The sequence below is a fragment of the Phaeobacter sp. JH20_26 genome, from assembly GCF_048056275.1.
Lineage (GTDB): Bacteria > Pseudomonadota > Alphaproteobacteria > Rhodobacterales > Rhodobacteraceae > Phaeobacter > Phaeobacter bryozoorum.
On sequence record NZ_JAYMWL010000022.1, the window covers coordinates 40,958 to 55,284 of the forward strand.

A 14,327-nucleotide genomic window follows, 5' to 3' on the forward strand; every position below is an offset into this window, starting at 1 on the left:
AGAAAAGGGGCCAGCCTCACGGCCAGCCCCTGTCTGATGTCTCGTCAATCCACGCAAAGCTTCTGCGGGCCGATCATTGCTGCGCAGCCGCTGCCGGTTTGCCGCTTGAGGATTTCAGATAGTTGAAAAACTCATTGTTCGGCGACAGCACCATGGTGGAGTTCCCGGCCTGCAACGAGGTCGCATAGGCATTGAGCGAGCGGTAGAATTCAAAGAACTCCGGGTCCGCGCCATAAGCCTGCGCAAAGATCGCGTTGCGTTCGGCGTCCGCTTCACCGCGGATGATCTCCGCTTCGCGCTGCGCATCTGAGACCAGCTCAACCACGGTCCGGTCAGCCTGCGCCCGGATCCGCTGGGCGGCCTCGTTACCACGGGCACGCTCATCGGTCGCTTCGCGCACACGCTCCGCCCGCATCCGCTCAAAGGTCGCGTCGAGGTTTTCGGTGGGCAGGTCGGTCCGCTTCAGCCGCACGTCGATGATGGTGATCCCCAATGAACGGGCATCGCTGATAGCCCCGTTGCGGATCCGCAGCATCAGCGCCGCCCGGTCCGAGGACAGGATGTCGTTTGAGCTGACAGAGCCGAGAATCTCACGGGTTTGCGCCCGCAGGATCGAGTCCAGCCTGTTTTCAGCCGTTGCGATACCACCGGCACCCACCGCCTGACGGAACCGGTTCACATCGGTGATCCGATAGCGGGCAAAGGCATCTACCACCAGACGGCGGTCATCCGACGGGGTGATTTCCAGTGGGTCGATATCCCGGCTCAGAATGCGGTCGTCATAACGCACCACTTCCTGGATCAGCGGGATCTTAAACGCCAGCCCCGGCTCTTCCTTGACCGAGACAACCCGGCCAAACTGCAGAACCAGCGCCTTTTCGCGCTCGTCGACGATGAACACCGACGACAGTGCAGTGATCGCCACAATCACCAGCGCGGGCAGCAAGAGAGTTGATTTACGCATCAGTTGCTTCCTCCACGGCGCAGTTCATTAAGCGGCAGATATGGCACCACGCCCTGTCCTTCGCCGGTTTGCTCATCCAGGATGATCTTGTCGACGCGGCTCAGCACCTTCTCCATGGTCTCGATATAAAGACGCTTGCGGGTCACATCCGGGGCCTTTTCATATTCGGTCAGAACCGCAGAGAAACGGCTGGCTTCACCCTGGGCTTCGTTCACGACACGTGCACGATACCCTTCGGCTTTCTCCAGCAGTTCCGCCGCCTGACCACGGGCCTCGGCCAGCGCGTTGTTAGCATAGGCATCCGCTTCGTTCTGGCGCCGGTCACGTTCCTGTTCAGCCGCCTGAACATCCCGGAACGCCGCGATCACCGATGCGGGCGGGTCGGCCTTGTCAAAGTTCACCCGGATGATGTTGATCCCACTGTCATAGTCATCCAGCGTGAACTGGATCAGGTCCTGCAAACGCGAGGCAATCGCGCCCCGGTCCCGGTTCAGGATCGGCGCCAACTCGGACTGGGCGATAATCTCGCGCATTGCCGATTCCGACACCGCGCGGATCGTGGTGCGGGCATCGCGCAGGTTGAACAGGTATTTCGCCGGATCATTGATGTTCCAGACCACCTGAAAGTCGATATCGACGATGTTCTCGTCGCCGGTCAGCATCAGCCCTGCATCGGAGCTGATACCGCCACCGACGCCGATGTCTTCGGTCTGCTCACGGGTCACCGGCAGGATTTCCTTGGTCACCAGCGGCCAGGGCGCGAAGTTCAGGCCCGGCTGCCCGGTTGCGGAATACTCCCCAAGGAACAGCTCAACCGACTGTTCCTCCGGCTTCACCGTGTAAAAGCTGGCAAAAGCCCAGAAGCCAACCGCAGCCAGCGCGCCCAGCGCAAGGGTGCCCTTGGTCAGCTGCGGGCCACCGCCGCCGCCAGCACCACCGCGACCGCCGCCGCCGGTGCCACCACCGCGACCGCCCATCAGAACGCGCAGCTGCTCCTGGCCTTTCTTGACCAGCTCGTCGATCTCGGGGATCTGACCTTCATCAGGACGACGTCCGCCGCCCCGGTTGTCGTCACCGCCCTGGTTGTTGCCTCTGTTGCCTGAGCCGCCAGAAGAGCCGCCGCCCCCCCAGGGGCCACCATTATTGCCCGCCATATGTGTCCAATCCCTATCTTGCCGCCCATCGCGGCTTGGTGTTCTACCTGTGTGTTCTGCCTGAAAAATCAAGCCGTCCGCACCGGTGTCTTCATCGTGACCAGCTCTTCCGACATCGTCGGATGCACCGCCACGGTGCGATCAAAGTCTTCTTTTGTTGCGCCCATTTTTACGGCGATGCCAGCCAGCTGGATCATTTCACCCGCGCCGGGGGCGACAATATGACATCCCAGCACCTTGCGCGTAGCCTTGGAGACGATCAGCTTCATCAGCACCCGCTGCGCCCGCCCGGCAAAGGCCTGCTGCATCGGTTTGAAGGAGGTCGCATAGACCTCGATCTCCTCCTGCTCTGCCGCCGCTTCCTCGCTCAGCCCCACGGTGCCCATTTCCGGCTGGGTGAAGATCGCCGTCGGTATAAGGTCATGGTCCGGGCTGGTCGGATTGCCGTTGAACACCGTCTCGACAAAGGCCATGCCCTCGCGGATGGCGACCGGTGTCAGGTTCACCCGGTTGGTCACATCCCCCACCGCATAGATCGAGGGCACGCCAGTCTGGCTGTACTGGTCAACCACGATGGCGCCCGCGCGATCACGGGCAACGCCCAGATCCTCCAGGCCGAGGTTGTCGGCATTGGGGCTGCGTCCGGTGGCGAACATCACCTGATCGAACAGGTTCTCATCGCCATTGGTCGCTTTCACCCAGATCTTGTCGCCCTCTTTGCGCATCTCCAGCACATTGGTGCCCAGATGCAGATCAATACCGGACTGGCACATCTCTTCGGAGATCAGCCCGCGTGCCTCATCATCAAAGCCGCGCAGGATCTGCGCACCGCGATAATACTGCGTGGTCTTGACCCCCAGCCCGTTCATGATGCCGGCAAATTCGCAGGCGATATAGCCGCCGCCGACAATCAGCATGGTTTCGGGCAGTTTCTCCAGATGGAAGATCTCATTCGAGGTGATCGCCAGCTCCGAGCCGGGGAACTCCGGCGTGATCGGCCAGCCACCGGTGGCAATCAGGATATGTTTTGCCGTCTTGCGGGTGCCATCGGCCAGTTCGACCGTATGGGCATCCGCCAGTTTGGCACGCTGATCAAAGGTCTCGACCTCGTTGTTTTTCAGGATGTTCCGATAGATCCCTTCCAGCCGGTCCAGCTCGACGTGCAGTTTGGTCTTGAACCGATCCCAGTCAAAGCTGCCGGGCGACAGATCCCAGCCATAGGCCTGCGCGTCCTCGACCATCCCTGCGTATTCGCTGGCAAACACCATCAGCTTCTTCGGCACACAGCCCCGGATCACACAGGTGCCGCCGTAACGGTCTTCCTCGGCCAGGGCCACCTTCACGCCCTGCTGCGCAGCCACCCGCGCCGCACGCACCCCACCGGAGCCGCCGCCGATAACAAAGAGATCGTAATCAAAGCTCATATAAGTCGCCCTTCTCATATCTTGCGCGAGGTATCCCATAGCGCAGAGGTAATTGCCAGTCTCGCAGGTGGGGACACTGCGCCCTGATTGTTATGCCCAAGGGCGGTTTAGTCGCGAAACCGTGAAAAGCGCGTGAAGAGGCCGGCCGGATCACTCAGCAGCGCGATGTATCACCAGATTAAACCCCTCCGGTGGAGTTGGCGGGGCAAAATAGCTACTGAAAAGGTGAAACTGCGCTTCGGTTGCTGCAAAGGGGTGTTTTCCCCCGGCGTTGCGCAGCCGCAGACGCTCCAGACAGATATCATCGGGGACATCCAGCAGATGCAGCTGATGGGCGGCGCCGGTCTGATCCAGCAGATCCCGCATCCAGGCGCGGGTGTCGATCGTATTTGCAGGGAAGTCCAGCACGACCGAGATCCCGGCCTTCAGCAGCGATGCAACATGCGGCGCCATGACAGCACGCAGCTTTGCCGCGCAGCGCATGTAATCCGCAGGTGACGCTATCTGATCGGCGAACAGACCGTCCAGCCAGTTATCCTCTGCCAGCAGGACAGTCGCAGGTTCCGCTGCCAGACGCGAGGCCAGCGTGGATTTTCCAGCCGCGATCTTTCCGCAGAGCAGGTGAAGCATGGGCGCCGAAGGTTTCGCTTGGGATTGAGACATGGTTACCGCCGATCAGGACAAAACAAAGCTGCTTTCACCTCAATCCATCAGATCCGTGAACAGATTCTCGGTCTCGACAAAATCCAGCCGGTCGATTTCCACCGTGCCCTCATTGATGTCGCGCACCTCGACCCTGCCATCGCCATAGCCGACCACCACGGTGTCACAGATATCTACGAACAGCCCGTTCTCGACCACGCCGGGGATCTGGTTCAGCACCAGCGCCATCTGCCGCACATTGCCGATCCGGTTGAGATGCAGATCCAGAATATGGTTGCCCTCATCGGTCACCAGCGCCGCATCGCCGTTCATCCGCAGCGTTGTCTTGCGGCCCATCACGTCCATCGCCACCAGTGTCTCCTCCAGCAGCGCCTGCGTGGTCTGCCAGCCAAAGGGGATCACCTCCACCGGCAAGGGAAAGGCGCCGAGCGTCTCGACTTCCTTGGCCTTGTCGGCGATCACCACCATCCGGTCCGAAGCAGTGGCGACGATCTTTTCCTGCAACAGCGCGCCGCCGCCCCCCTTGATCAGGTTCAGATCCCGGTCGAACTCATCAGCGCCGTCAATGGTCAGATCCAGCCATTTCGCCTCATCCAGCGAGACCACCTCGATGCCCACTTCCAGCGCCAGCTCCGCCGTACGGCGCGAGGTCGGCACACCCTTGATCCGCAGCCCGTCGGTCTGCACCATCTCACCCAGACAACGCACCAGCCAGGCCGCCGTCGACCCGGTCCCGAGCCCAACCCGCATCCCGTCCTCGACCATCTCCGCTGCCCGTTTGGCGGCAACGAACTTGGCCTTGTCGATAGGCGATAGTTCTCCTGTCATGGCAGCATCTCCCTGAAGCTATCTTCTGGTGGTATAAGCCTAATCCACCCCCGGCGCGAGAGGCCAGCGCCCGCGCGCACGTTTTCGCAACACGGGCATAAAATGCAGTTCCAGAATACGGGCAGAAAAACGGGCATGATACCCGGCAGGATATCTGGCCAGACGATCGTGGCAGGTCAGCGCGATGTGTTCAGGATCTCGGCAAGCGTCGCGTATTCCTCCCGGTAGTCGAAGGATCCGAACTGCCCGCCGATCCGCACCGCCAGATAGAACAGCACACTCAACAGCAGGGCCGTCGGCACCGTCACCAGCGCCAGGGGCCAGCGCTGTGTCACCGCGTCATGCAGCATCGCGACAAAGAACTTCCAGTCGCAGCGCGCCCGGTCCCAGCGATCACCGCCCACCGCATAGCCGAAATCATGGTGCCGCCAGCTGGCGTCGCAGAAAAACCAGCTTGCGGTGTCGGTAATCAGCGCCCGCAGGCGATCCGGCAGCCAATAGGGGCCAACCCCATTGCCGAACCGCAGTTTCTGGGCCTCTGTCAGGTCATCAAAAGAAGGGCGCGACATCCGCTCTCACCTGTTTATCCTTGCAGCCAATTCCGCATATTGCGCCGCACAGTAGGATCACGGACATCGGGAATTCAACCGTCCGGCGCATCATTCGCGCCGCCACCTGTGCCAGCTTCTACGCAAACTGCGTGTTTCCTATTGGAAACGTCGGAAACGGGCGTTACCCATGGCGGCGGAGATCTTAGAATGGTTCCACGATGGACAAGTATCGCCTGCATTACGCCCCCGACAATGCCTCGCTGGTGATCCGGCTGGCGCTGGAAGAGATGGGCCTCAGCTATGACACCGCGCTGGTCGACCGCCGCGCCGGTGCGCAGAATAGCGCTGCCTATCGTGCGCTCAACCCCACCGGGCTGATCCCGGTGCTGGAGACCCCCGACGGTGCGATCTTTGAAACCGCCGCCATCCTGCTGTGGCTGGGCGACACACACCCCGAGACGGCGCTGGTGCCCGCCCCCGACAGCCCGCAGCGCGCCGCCTTCCTGAAGTGGCTGTTTCATGCCTCCAACACGCTTCATGCCGATCTGCGCATGTTGTTCTACCCTGAAAAATACATCGGTGCGGCGCCGGACGACCAGCGCCGGCTTCAGGCCATGCTAAAGGTCCGCATCGCGGCGCATCTGCGCAATCTGGACGCCGCCTGCGCAACCGCGCCGACCTTGTTCATCGGTCCCTCCGCCAGCGATGATCGCGCCGGTCCCAGCGCACTTGCGCTCTATCTGGCCTGTATGATGCGCTGGATGGCGCTCTATCCGCGCAACAGCGACCGCAGCTGGTTCCGGCTGAGCGACACCCCGGACCTCGCCCGGCTGCTCTCCCGGCTTGAGACCCGCGCCAGCACAGTTACTGCCGCCAGGGCCGAAGGCCTTGGCCCGACCCCGTTTACACAGCCACATCTCGCGCAGCCGCCAGAAGGATCAGCGACCTAATGTTTCTCTCCGTCTTCGACATGTTCAAAGTGGGCATTGGCCCGTCCTCCTCTCACACGATGGGGCCGATGGTGGCCGCCGCGAAGTTTCTGGACCTGATGCGCGCCTCGCCCTTCGACTTTCACGGGCTGCGCGCCTCGCTGCATGGCTCGCTTGCCTTCACCGGTGTCGGCCATGCCACCGACCGCGCCACCATCCTCGGGCTTGGCGGCTTTGTCGCTCATGACTATGACGACGCCAAGGCCGAGGCCTTTCTGGCGGAGCTGGACAAGACCCATAAAATGCACCCCGAGGGTCTGGGCGCGCTGCATTTCGACCCCAAGGCCGACATGATCTTCGATTATGATCACGCCCTGCCGGGCCACGCCAACGGCATGATCCTGATGGCCACCGATGCCCAGGGCGACGTGATCCTGAAACAGGTCTACTACTCCATTGGCGGCGGCTTTGTCCTCACCGAGGAAGAGCTGGCCGCAGGCAAGGCCACCGACGAAGGCGATCCCGTCCCCTACCCGTTCAAATCCGCAGCCGAAATGCTGGAGATGGCCAAGGCCAGCGGCAAATCCATCGCCCAGATGAAACGCGCCAACGAAATCGCGCGCGGCTGCGAAGAGAGCCTTACCAAAGGCACCGCCCGCATCTGGCAGGTGATGAACGACTGTATCAACCGCGGACTGGAGCGCGACGGCATCCTGCCCGGCGGCCTCAAGGTGCGCCGCCGGGCCAAGGGCATTCACGATGCGCTGCTGGCTGAACGCGGCATGAACATCAACGCGCCGCACACCATCAATGACTGGATGAGCGTCTATGCGATGGCGGTGAACGAAGAAAACGCCGCCGGCGGTCAGGTCGTGACCGCCCCCACCAATGGCGCCGCAGGCACCCTGCCGGCGGTGATCCGCTACTATCTCGACCACGTGCCGGGCGCGTCCGAATCCCATGTTGAGGATTTCCTGCTGACCGCCGCCGCCATTGCCGGGCTGGTCAAATACAACGCGTCCATTTCCGGCGCCGAGGCCGGCTGCCAGGCCGAGGTCGGCTCCGCCGCCGCGATGTCCGCCGCAGGCCTCTGTGCGGTGATGGGCGGCACGCCTGAGCAGGTGGAAAACGCCGCCGAGATCGCGCTGGAACATCACCTCGGCATGACCTGCGATCCGGTCAAAGGCCTGGTCCAGGTCCCCTGCATCGAGCGCAACGGCCTCGCGGCGATCAAGGCGGTCTCCGCCGCGTCGCTGGCCCTGCGCGGCGACGGCCAGCACTTCGTGCCGTTGGACGCCTGTATCGAGACCATGCGCCAGACCGGCGCCGACATGCACGACAAATACAAGGAAACCTCCCTCGGCGGCCTCGCCGTGAACGTGCCGAACTGCTGAACCATAATCCCACAGGATCGGGCCCATAGCGGCCCGGTCCACGCAGGGGTTTCGCAGCCGGGCTCAACCCCTACTTGCATCCCCCCGCCACCACGCCTAGCGTGGCGTTATGACTCATGACCGCCCCTCACTAGGCATCCTGCTCATGCTCGGCTTCTGTATCGTCGCCCCCTTGGGTGACGCGGTGGCCAAACTGCTGGGCGCTCATATCCCCTTGGGGCAGCTGCTGTTTGTCCGCTTTGCCGCGCAGGTCCTGCTGCTGGTGCCGCTGATCTGGGCCACCGGGCGCCTGTGGCGGATGCGGGGCCGCGTGCTCTGGCTTACCTTCCTGCGCACCCTGCTGCATATCGCGGGCATCGGCGCGATGTTCACCGGCCTCAAATACCTGCCGCTTGCGGATGCGGTGGCCATCGCCTTTGTGATGCCCTTCATCATGCTGCTGCTGGGCAAATACGTACTTGGCGAAGAGGTCGGCATGATGCGCCTCTTGGCCTGCATCGTCGGTTTTGGCGGCACGCTTCTGGTCATTCAGCCGAGCTTTGCCGCCGTTGGCCTGCATGCGCTCTGGCCCCTGATGGTTGCCGTGGTCTTTGCCCTGTTCATGCTGGTCACCCGCCAGATCGCCAAGGACACCGATCCGGTTGGCCTTCAGGCGGTCTCCGGCACCATGGCCTGTGTCATGCTGCTGCCGGTGCTGCTGCTGGGACAGGTCACGGACATCCCCGCCCTGTCGCTGGTGACGCCAAGCGCCGAACAATGGGGGCTGCTGGCCGCCATCGGCAGCCTCGGCACCGCCGCCCATCTGCTGATGACCTGGAGCCTGCGTTACGCGCCTGCCGCGACTCTCGCCTCGATGCAATATCTGGAGATTCCGGTGGCCGCGCTGTTTGGCTGGTGGATCTTTGCCGACCTCCCCAATGGCATTGCCGCCCTAGGGATTGTGATCACCGTTGCGGCCGGTCTCTTCGTGATCCTGCGCGAGCGTCAGATCCAATCCCGCAAGAGTGCCGCCGAGCGGGCTGCGCTGCTCACCCGCGACCCGCCCATCGCGCCGGAACAGCCGGCCGTCTGACCCGCCAGCCTCAGCCAGCAGCCAGCGCACCCACCACCACGCCCAGCCGCGCCCGTGGCAGGATCACCAGCAGCCCCGGCCCATCGGCCCGGATCCGAACCGGCCCCGTCGCCCGGTTGGAGGTCCCGACCCGCGCCATCGGATCCAGCTGCAAGCCCTCGATGGGCCATTCCAGCCCCTCCGACCAGCCGCTCACCCGCTGCATCGGAAACAGCGAGACCACCTCCCCCGCCACCAGCGGCAGGGCGATCTCGCCGCGCAGATGAAACACCACCTCCTGCGGCCCCAGCAGCACGCAGGGGCTGGGATGTGGCTGCATCAGCGTATTGAACCCGGCCAGCTGATGGTCAATCCGCCCGCCCAGAAACCCGACCCCCAGCACCACCGGCGCAGTGATCACGCGCAGCGCCTTGTCGAAATCCGTCGTGGTCTGCTCGGCCACATGGTGCAGCGTGCCGGGGGCGAGCTGCGCCTGCACATCCGCCGACAGCGAATCCAGATCGCCAATGACGGCGACCGGTCGAAGCCCCGCCGCCAGCGCATGGGCTGCACCACCATCCGCCGCCACCAGCACCGGTGCCAGCGCCAGCGCCGCCTCCAGATCCCCGGGATCCACCGCGCCCGCCCCGACCAGGGTTACCGGCTCAAACCGTTCAACAATCAGCTCTTTCATGCTGGGATTACTCGCAGAAAAGGAAACAGACCACAATGTGGACACAAAATGATACGATCAATTGCACGGATTCGGGCGCAATTTGACCCCCTGGGCGGTCAACGTAGACGGCACTGACTTTGGCGAGGACACCTATCCGATGGTACAGAACAATAAGGTTTTGACAGTCTCCTACGGGACTTTTTCCTGCACATTGGAGGGGTTCGACGATTCATTCGGCACGATGAAGGCCATTGCGGAGTATTTCCGCGATCTGGCCTCCGATGACCGCTACTTCGGGGCCGAACCGCCGCAGCCGGACGCCGAAATGCTGGCGCGCATCGCCCAGCGTGAGGTCGCCCGCCAGGTCGAGGCGCGCACCAGCGCCGAGGGCATCCACCTGCGCGCCGCCACCCTGCCGCCGCCGCCGCAACAGACCGCACCGCCGCAGAGCGCAACACCGCCCCGCCCCGCTGCCCAGCAGGCCAGCGAAGAGACCTCGCAGCATCGCGCCACCGGCGCCCTCGCCGCCCCTGCTGCCCCGGCCCCTGTCAGCGCTGCCGAACCGACAGACCCCACCGCCCGCACCGCCCCGGCCAGCGCGCCCAAAGCCCGCGCGCCGCTGTCAGAGCCCTCGGCGACGCCTGTGGCTGAGGTGAAGTTGCAGCCGGTCCAGCAGGCCGCACCCACCTCTGCCGCCGCCAGAATCGCCGCAGCCCCGGCAGCCGCTGCCGCCTCTGCCCTCGCGGCCCAGGATGCCCCAGACGATAGCGGTACGGCCGCCACGGCCGATGCCGAGACCAACGCCGAAAGCATCGCCGCCAAGCTGCGCCGCATCCGCGCTGTTGTGGCCAAGACCCCGGTTGATGAGTTCACCGAAGACCAGCACGCCGAACAGGCCCGCGAAGAGGCGGTCAAGGAAATCACCAACGCGCTCTCCGCCGATCACGATGCCGTCGACGCTCCGCGCGCCGCAGATGGCCAGATCGCAGCGCAGGAGCTCGACGAAAACGACGAGGATGACGCCGCCATCGCCGCTGCGCTGAACCGGCTCGACCTCGGCAACACCCCGTCAGTTCCTGCGACACCCAGCGTGCCCAACGTCCCCGAAGGCGCCGAAGAATTCTTCGCCGACAGCAGCAGCGCCACGGATGACACCGAGGCCGACAGCCTTGAGGACGATCTCGACGAGAGGGTCGCGCCCCTGTCGGAAACTGCCCAGCCACAGCCTGCGAAGGCAGAGGTCCAGCAGGCAGAGGTCCAGCAGGCCGAGCGCGCCCCGGAAGAAACCTCAAAGAGCGAGACCGCCGCCGAGACCCCAGCCGCGCCCGAAACCGCCGCGCCCCGCAAACGTGGCCGCGTGCTGCGGATCAAGCGCCGCGATATCGAAGGCGCCATGGCCGATGGCACGCTGGAAAAACTAGACGACACTGCCGCTGCGACTGTGCCCGATACCCCTCCGGCGACACCCGCCGCCCCGGCGCCCGAGGTCGCCGAAACATCCGAGGCCGGCACCGAGGCCCGACCAGAGACCCGCCCAGAAACCCGCACGGGTGCAGCGCCCAAAGCCGACCCAGAAACCCACAGCAGCCTCTCACCTGATGACGAGGCCGAACTGCTGGCCGAACTCGCCGCCGTCGAGGCCGATCTGCTGGGCAGCGATGATGATGAGGCCTTCTTTGACGACGAGGATGACGAGGACGAGGACAGCGCCGCACCGGCCGCAGCTGTGCGCGCCTCGCCCCGCACTGACGCACCGCTCAACAGCGCCGCAGAGGCCGCCGCCGCCGTGGCGCCGGGCTCCCGACGCGGCGCCACCAGCACCGCCGACAGCGATATCGCCCGTCTGATGGCCGCCGCTGACGAACGCCTGGAAGACCCCGAAAACACCACCTCGCGCGAAACCTACAGCCAGCTGCGCGCGGTCATGGCTGCGGCCTCGACCGAGCGCTCCGCCGGTGGCGCGCTGGAGGCCGAGGACGACGCTCAGGTCTACCGTGACGATCTGGCCAGCGTGGTGCGCCCGCGCCGCCCCGAATCCCGCGAGACCGCCGACCAGCGGCCCGCCAAACCGGCGAGCCGCCCCGCACCGCTGCAACTGGTGCAGGAACAGCGCATCGACGACAGCGCCGCCGCCCCCGTGCGCCCGCGCCGGGTCTCCGCCGCCGTGCTGGCCGAAGAGGCCCCGCGCAACAGCGGCAGCGACGGCGGCTTTGCGGCCTATGCTGCGAAATCCGGCGCCGTGGAACTGGCCGAACTTCTCGAAGCCGCCGCCGCCTACATGAGCTTTGTCGAAGGCCGCGATCACTTCTCGCGTCCGCAGCTGATGAACAAGGTCCGCGATGTCGATGGCACCGACTTCAACCGCGAGGACGGGCTGCGCAGCTTTGGCCAGCTCCTGCGCGAGGGCAAGATCGAACGCGCCGACAATGGCCGCTTCACCGCCTCCGGCCAGATCGGCTTCCAGCCTGGCAACCGCGCCGCAGGCTGATCCCCGACCCAGATGACACTAAAAAAGGCGGCCCCCAAAGGCCGCCTTTTTAGATTGAGACCAGCCCGGCGTGACACTGCCGACCTGTCATCTTTCCCGAAATACTCCGGGGTGAATTGACCGTCAGGTCAAGAGGGGCAGCGCCCCTCCACGGCTCTCATCCCGGCGCCTCAGCCCTGATCCTGATCCGCATCATCCGGATCCGCCTTGCCGACACCGCGAAAGACGAATTTGAACGGCAGGATCCACAGGACACCCAGCACCACATAGACAATCAGCTCAACCAGCAGCGACGGCCGGTCCAGCCAGCTGATCACATTGACCGCCAGCACGATATAGACCGGCATGCCAATCAACAGGATCACCAGCGCCCAGCGCCGCCGCGCCTTATAGCTCAGACCACCCTCGCCCGACATCAGTCGGCAAAGGGATCGGTCACCAGAATGGTGTCGTCCCGCTCCGGGCTGGTGGACAAAAGCGCAACCGGGCAGTCGATCAGCTCTTCCACGCGCTTGACGTATTTGATGGCATTGGCAGGCAGGTCGTTCCAGCTGCGCGCCCCTTCGGTGCTCTCGCTCCAGCCCGGCATCTCTTCATAGATGGGGGTGCAGCGCGCCTGCTGGTCGGCTGCGGTCGGCAGATAGTCCAGACGCGCGCCGTCCAGCTCATAGCCGACACAGATCTTCAGCGTCTCGAACCCGTCCAATACGTCCAGTTTGGTCAGCGAAATGCCGGTGATGCCGGAGGTGGCACAGGTCTGACGCACAAGGCAGGCATCAAACCAGCCACAGCGGCGCTGACGGCCGGTGGTGGTGCCGAATTCATGACCACGGGTGCCCAGACGCTCGCCATCGGCATCCGGGGTGCCGTCTTCCTTCAAAAGCTCGGTCGGGAACGGGCCTTCGCCCACACGGGTGGTATAGGCCTTCACGATGCCCAGCACATAGTCGATGGAGCCCGGACCAATGCCCACACCGGTTGCCGCCTGACCGGCAATCACGTTGGAGGAGGTCACAAACGGGTAGGTCCCGAAATCAATATCCAGAAGCGCACCCTGCGCCCCCTCAAACAGGATCCGCTTGCCCGCCTTGCGCTTTTCATTCAGCACTTTCCACACCGGTGCGGCAAAGGGCAGGATATCCTTGGCGATCTCTTTCAGCTGCGCGATCAGATCGTCGCGATCCACGGCCTCGATGCCCAGACCCTTGCGCAGCGGATCATGGTGCTGCAACGCACGATCAACACGCGCGACCAGGGTCGCCTCATCCGCCAGATCCGCGACACGGATCGCACGACGGCCCACCTTGTCCTCATAGGCCGGGCCGATGCCACGACCGGTGGTGCCGATCTTGGTGCCCTTGGAGGCCGCCTCTTCGCGCGCCCGGTCCAGCTCGCCATGCAGCGGCAGGATCAGCGGCGTGTTCTCCGCAATCATCAGCGTCTCGGGAGAGATGTCCACGCCCTGGGCGCGCACGGTCTCGATCTCCTTCATCAGATGCCAGGGGTCCAGCACCACGCCGTTGCCAATGACCGAGAGCTTGCCGCCACGCACCACGCCCGAGGGCAGCGCGTGCAGCTTGTAGACCTTGCTGTCGATCACCAGCGTATGACCGGCGTTATGGCCGCCTTGAAAACGCGCAATGACATCAGCGCGTTCGCTGAGCCAATCGACAATCTTGCCTTTACCTTCGTCACCCCATTGGGCGCCGACTACCACGACATTGGCCATCTCAGGTCCTCATGTATGCTGGTTGAAACCGACGCTCCGTATAACGAGACCGCGCAGACAGGGGAACCGGTTTTTCGTCGCAGGCGCGGGAATCCACGGCAAAGCCCCCTGCTGCGTGGCGAAAATGGACGATCAGGCCGCCGCGCAGCGCTGTTGCGCGTGGAGCGCCCGTCGCAGGGCCGTTGCGTCCGCAGCGCGCGCCCTCTTCACCCCTTCGGGACCAGGATATGTCAGTCTGGGCGCGGATCGATCCCCCGCGTCAGGGTCACTTAAGCCCGGCGCACCCACACGCACAGGAGACCGGCCCCGATCCCATCGGGGGCGTGTCAGGATATCCTGCCTGCGCAGGCCCCATCCGGGCCTGTCCACCTCCACCGGCGGCGCCGCCATCCCTGCTTTTGGCACAGCGCGAGACCGCAACCGAGACGAGACAGACAAACAGACCGATAGACTGGGACGGCGAAACAGAGACAGGA

Annotated in this window: 13 protein-coding genes; 4 read left to right on the forward strand and 9 right to left on the reverse strand. The window is 64.2% G+C overall.

The window, feature by feature from the left end; all coding sequences use genetic code 11:
• Positions 1 to 73: 73 nt before the first annotated feature.
• The 6 genes from hflC to VWY60_RS17125 form a co-directional block, all read right to left on the reverse strand.
• Positions 74 to 964, reverse strand: coding sequence for a protease modulator HflC (gene hflC, locus VWY60_RS17100; protein ID WP_340546129.1), 891 nt, complete (start codon positions 962 to 964; stop codon positions 74 to 76).
• On the reverse strand, positions 964 to 2,118 hold the full coding sequence (gene hflK, locus VWY60_RS17105) for an FtsH protease activity modulator HflK (protein WP_061049028.1): 1,155 nt from the start codon (positions 2,116 to 2,118) through the stop codon (positions 964 to 966). The genes hflC and hflK overlap by 1 nt, the downstream gene beginning before the upstream one ends.
• Before the next feature lie 68 nt (positions 2,119 to 2,186).
• The gene (gene gor / locus VWY60_RS17110; protein ID WP_416541251.1) at positions 2,187 to 3,542 is read right to left on the reverse strand and encodes a glutathione-disulfide reductase; all 1,356 of its coding nucleotides are present in this window, start codon (positions 3,540 to 3,542) and stop codon (positions 2,187 to 2,189) included.
• Between the two features lie 150 nt (positions 3,543 to 3,692).
• On the reverse strand, positions 3,693 to 4,205 hold the full coding sequence (locus VWY60_RS17115) for an AAA family ATPase (RefSeq protein WP_416541252.1): 513 nt from the start codon (positions 4,203 to 4,205) through the stop codon (positions 3,693 to 3,695).
• Positions 4,206 to 4,244: 39 nt separating this feature from the next.
• Positions 4,245 to 5,033 (reverse strand): ribose-5-phosphate isomerase RpiA, encoded by a 789-nt coding sequence (gene rpiA / locus VWY60_RS17120; RefSeq protein ID WP_340546131.1) that lies wholly within the window; start codon positions 5,031 to 5,033, stop codon positions 4,245 to 4,247.
• A 176-nt stretch (positions 5,034 to 5,209) separates the two neighbouring features.
• A complete protein-coding gene (locus VWY60_RS17125; RefSeq protein WP_416541253.1) occupies positions 5,210 to 5,602 on the reverse strand; it encodes a hypothetical protein in 393 nt (130 codons plus the stop codon).
• Between the two features lie 200 nt (positions 5,603 to 5,802).
• Here VWY60_RS17125 and VWY60_RS17130 point away from each other — a divergent pair, with 200 nt between their 5' ends.
• From VWY60_RS17130 to VWY60_RS17140, 3 genes are all read left to right on the forward strand, one after another.
• Complete coding sequence (locus VWY60_RS17130; protein WP_416541254.1) at positions 5,803 to 6,534, forward strand: glutathione S-transferase family protein; 732 nt, start codon at positions 5,803 to 5,805, stop codon at positions 6,532 to 6,534.
• Positions 6,534 to 7,907 (forward strand): L-serine ammonia-lyase, encoded by a 1,374-nt coding sequence (locus tag VWY60_RS17135; protein ID WP_416535053.1) that lies wholly within the window; start codon positions 6,534 to 6,536, stop codon positions 7,905 to 7,907. The genes VWY60_RS17130 and VWY60_RS17135 overlap by 1 nt, the downstream gene beginning before the upstream one ends.
• Positions 7,908 to 8,016: 109 nt before the next feature.
• Positions 8,017 to 8,979, forward strand: coding sequence for a DMT family transporter (locus VWY60_RS17140; RefSeq protein ID WP_340546135.1), 963 nt, complete (start codon positions 8,017 to 8,019; stop codon positions 8,977 to 8,979).
• A gap of 10 nt (positions 8,980 to 8,989) precedes the next feature.
• On the opposite strand, the gene VWY60_RS17145 is transcribed toward VWY60_RS17140, so the two are convergent.
• On the reverse strand, positions 8,990 to 9,652 hold the full coding sequence (locus tag VWY60_RS17145) for a thiamine diphosphokinase (RefSeq protein ID WP_416541255.1): 663 nt from the start codon (positions 9,650 to 9,652) through the stop codon (positions 8,990 to 8,992).
• Between the two features lie 139 nt (positions 9,653 to 9,791).
• On the opposite strand from VWY60_RS17145, the gene VWY60_RS17150 reads away from it, so the two are divergent.
• Positions 9,792 to 12,122 carry a chemotaxis protein CheA gene (locus VWY60_RS17150; protein ID WP_416541256.1) on the forward strand — a complete coding sequence of 777 codons (2,331 nt, stop codon included), beginning with the start codon at positions 9,792 to 9,794 and terminating at the stop codon, positions 12,120 to 12,122.
• Between the two features lie 170 nt (positions 12,123 to 12,292).
• On the opposite strand, the gene VWY60_RS17155 is transcribed toward VWY60_RS17150, so the two are convergent.
• Both VWY60_RS17155 and VWY60_RS17160 read right to left on the reverse strand, forming a co-directional pair.
• On the reverse strand, positions 12,293 to 12,538 hold the full coding sequence (locus tag VWY60_RS17155; protein ID WP_416541257.1) for a DUF2842 domain-containing protein: 246 nt from the start codon (positions 12,536 to 12,538) through the stop codon (positions 12,293 to 12,295).
• Entirely contained in the window at positions 12,538 to 13,851 is a 1,314-nt protein-coding gene (locus VWY60_RS17160) for an adenylosuccinate synthase (RefSeq protein WP_416535050.1), read from the reverse strand. The genes VWY60_RS17155 and VWY60_RS17160 overlap by 1 nt, the downstream gene beginning before the upstream one ends.
• Positions 13,852 to 14,327: the final 476 nt, after the last annotated feature.

What these genes read in the sequence shown, in the direction of transcription:
- hflC (WP_340546129.1), bottom strand. Translation starts at nt 964, where the DNA reads ATGCGTAAATCAACTCTCTTGCTGCCCGCGCTGGTGATTGTGGCGATC.
- hflK (WP_061049028.1), bottom strand. Translation starts at nt 2,118, where the DNA reads ATGGCGGGCAATAATGGTGGCCCCTGGGGGGGCGGCGGCTCTTCTGGC.
- gor (WP_416541251.1), bottom strand. Translation starts at nt 3,542, where the DNA reads ATGAGCTTTGATTACGATCTCTTTGTTATCGGCGGCGGCTCCGGTGGG.
- VWY60_RS17115 (WP_416541252.1), bottom strand. Translation starts at nt 4,205, where the DNA reads ATGTCTCAATCCCAAGCGAAACCTTCGGCGCCCATGCTTCACCTGCTC.
- rpiA (WP_340546131.1), bottom strand. Translation starts at nt 5,033, where the DNA reads ATGACAGGAGAACTATCGCCTATCGACAAGGCCAAGTTCGTTGCCGCC.
- VWY60_RS17125 (WP_416541253.1), bottom strand. Translation starts at nt 5,602, where the DNA reads ATGTCGCGCCCTTCTTTTGATGACCTGACAGAGGCCCAGAAACTGCGG.
- VWY60_RS17130 (WP_416541254.1), top strand. Translation starts at nt 5,803, where the DNA reads ATGGACAAGTATCGCCTGCATTACGCCCCCGACAATGCCTCGCTGGTG.
- VWY60_RS17135 (WP_416535053.1), top strand. Translation starts at nt 6,534, where the DNA reads ATGTTTCTCTCCGTCTTCGACATGTTCAAAGTGGGCATTGGCCCGTCC.
- VWY60_RS17140 (WP_340546135.1), top strand. Translation starts at nt 8,017, where the DNA reads ATGACTCATGACCGCCCCTCACTAGGCATCCTGCTCATGCTCGGCTTC.
- VWY60_RS17145 (WP_416541255.1), bottom strand. Translation starts at nt 9,652, where the DNA reads ATGAAAGAGCTGATTGTTGAACGGTTTGAGCCGGTAACCCTGGTCGGG.
- VWY60_RS17150 (WP_416541256.1), top strand. Translation starts at nt 9,792, where the DNA reads ATGGTACAGAACAATAAGGTTTTGACAGTCTCCTACGGGACTTTTTCC.
- VWY60_RS17155 (WP_416541257.1), bottom strand. Translation starts at nt 12,538, where the DNA reads ATGTCGGGCGAGGGTGGTCTGAGCTATAAGGCGCGGCGGCGCTGGGCG.
- VWY60_RS17160 (WP_416535050.1), bottom strand. Translation starts at nt 13,851, where the DNA reads ATGGCCAATGTCGTGGTAGTCGGCGCCCAATGGGGTGACGAAGGTAAA.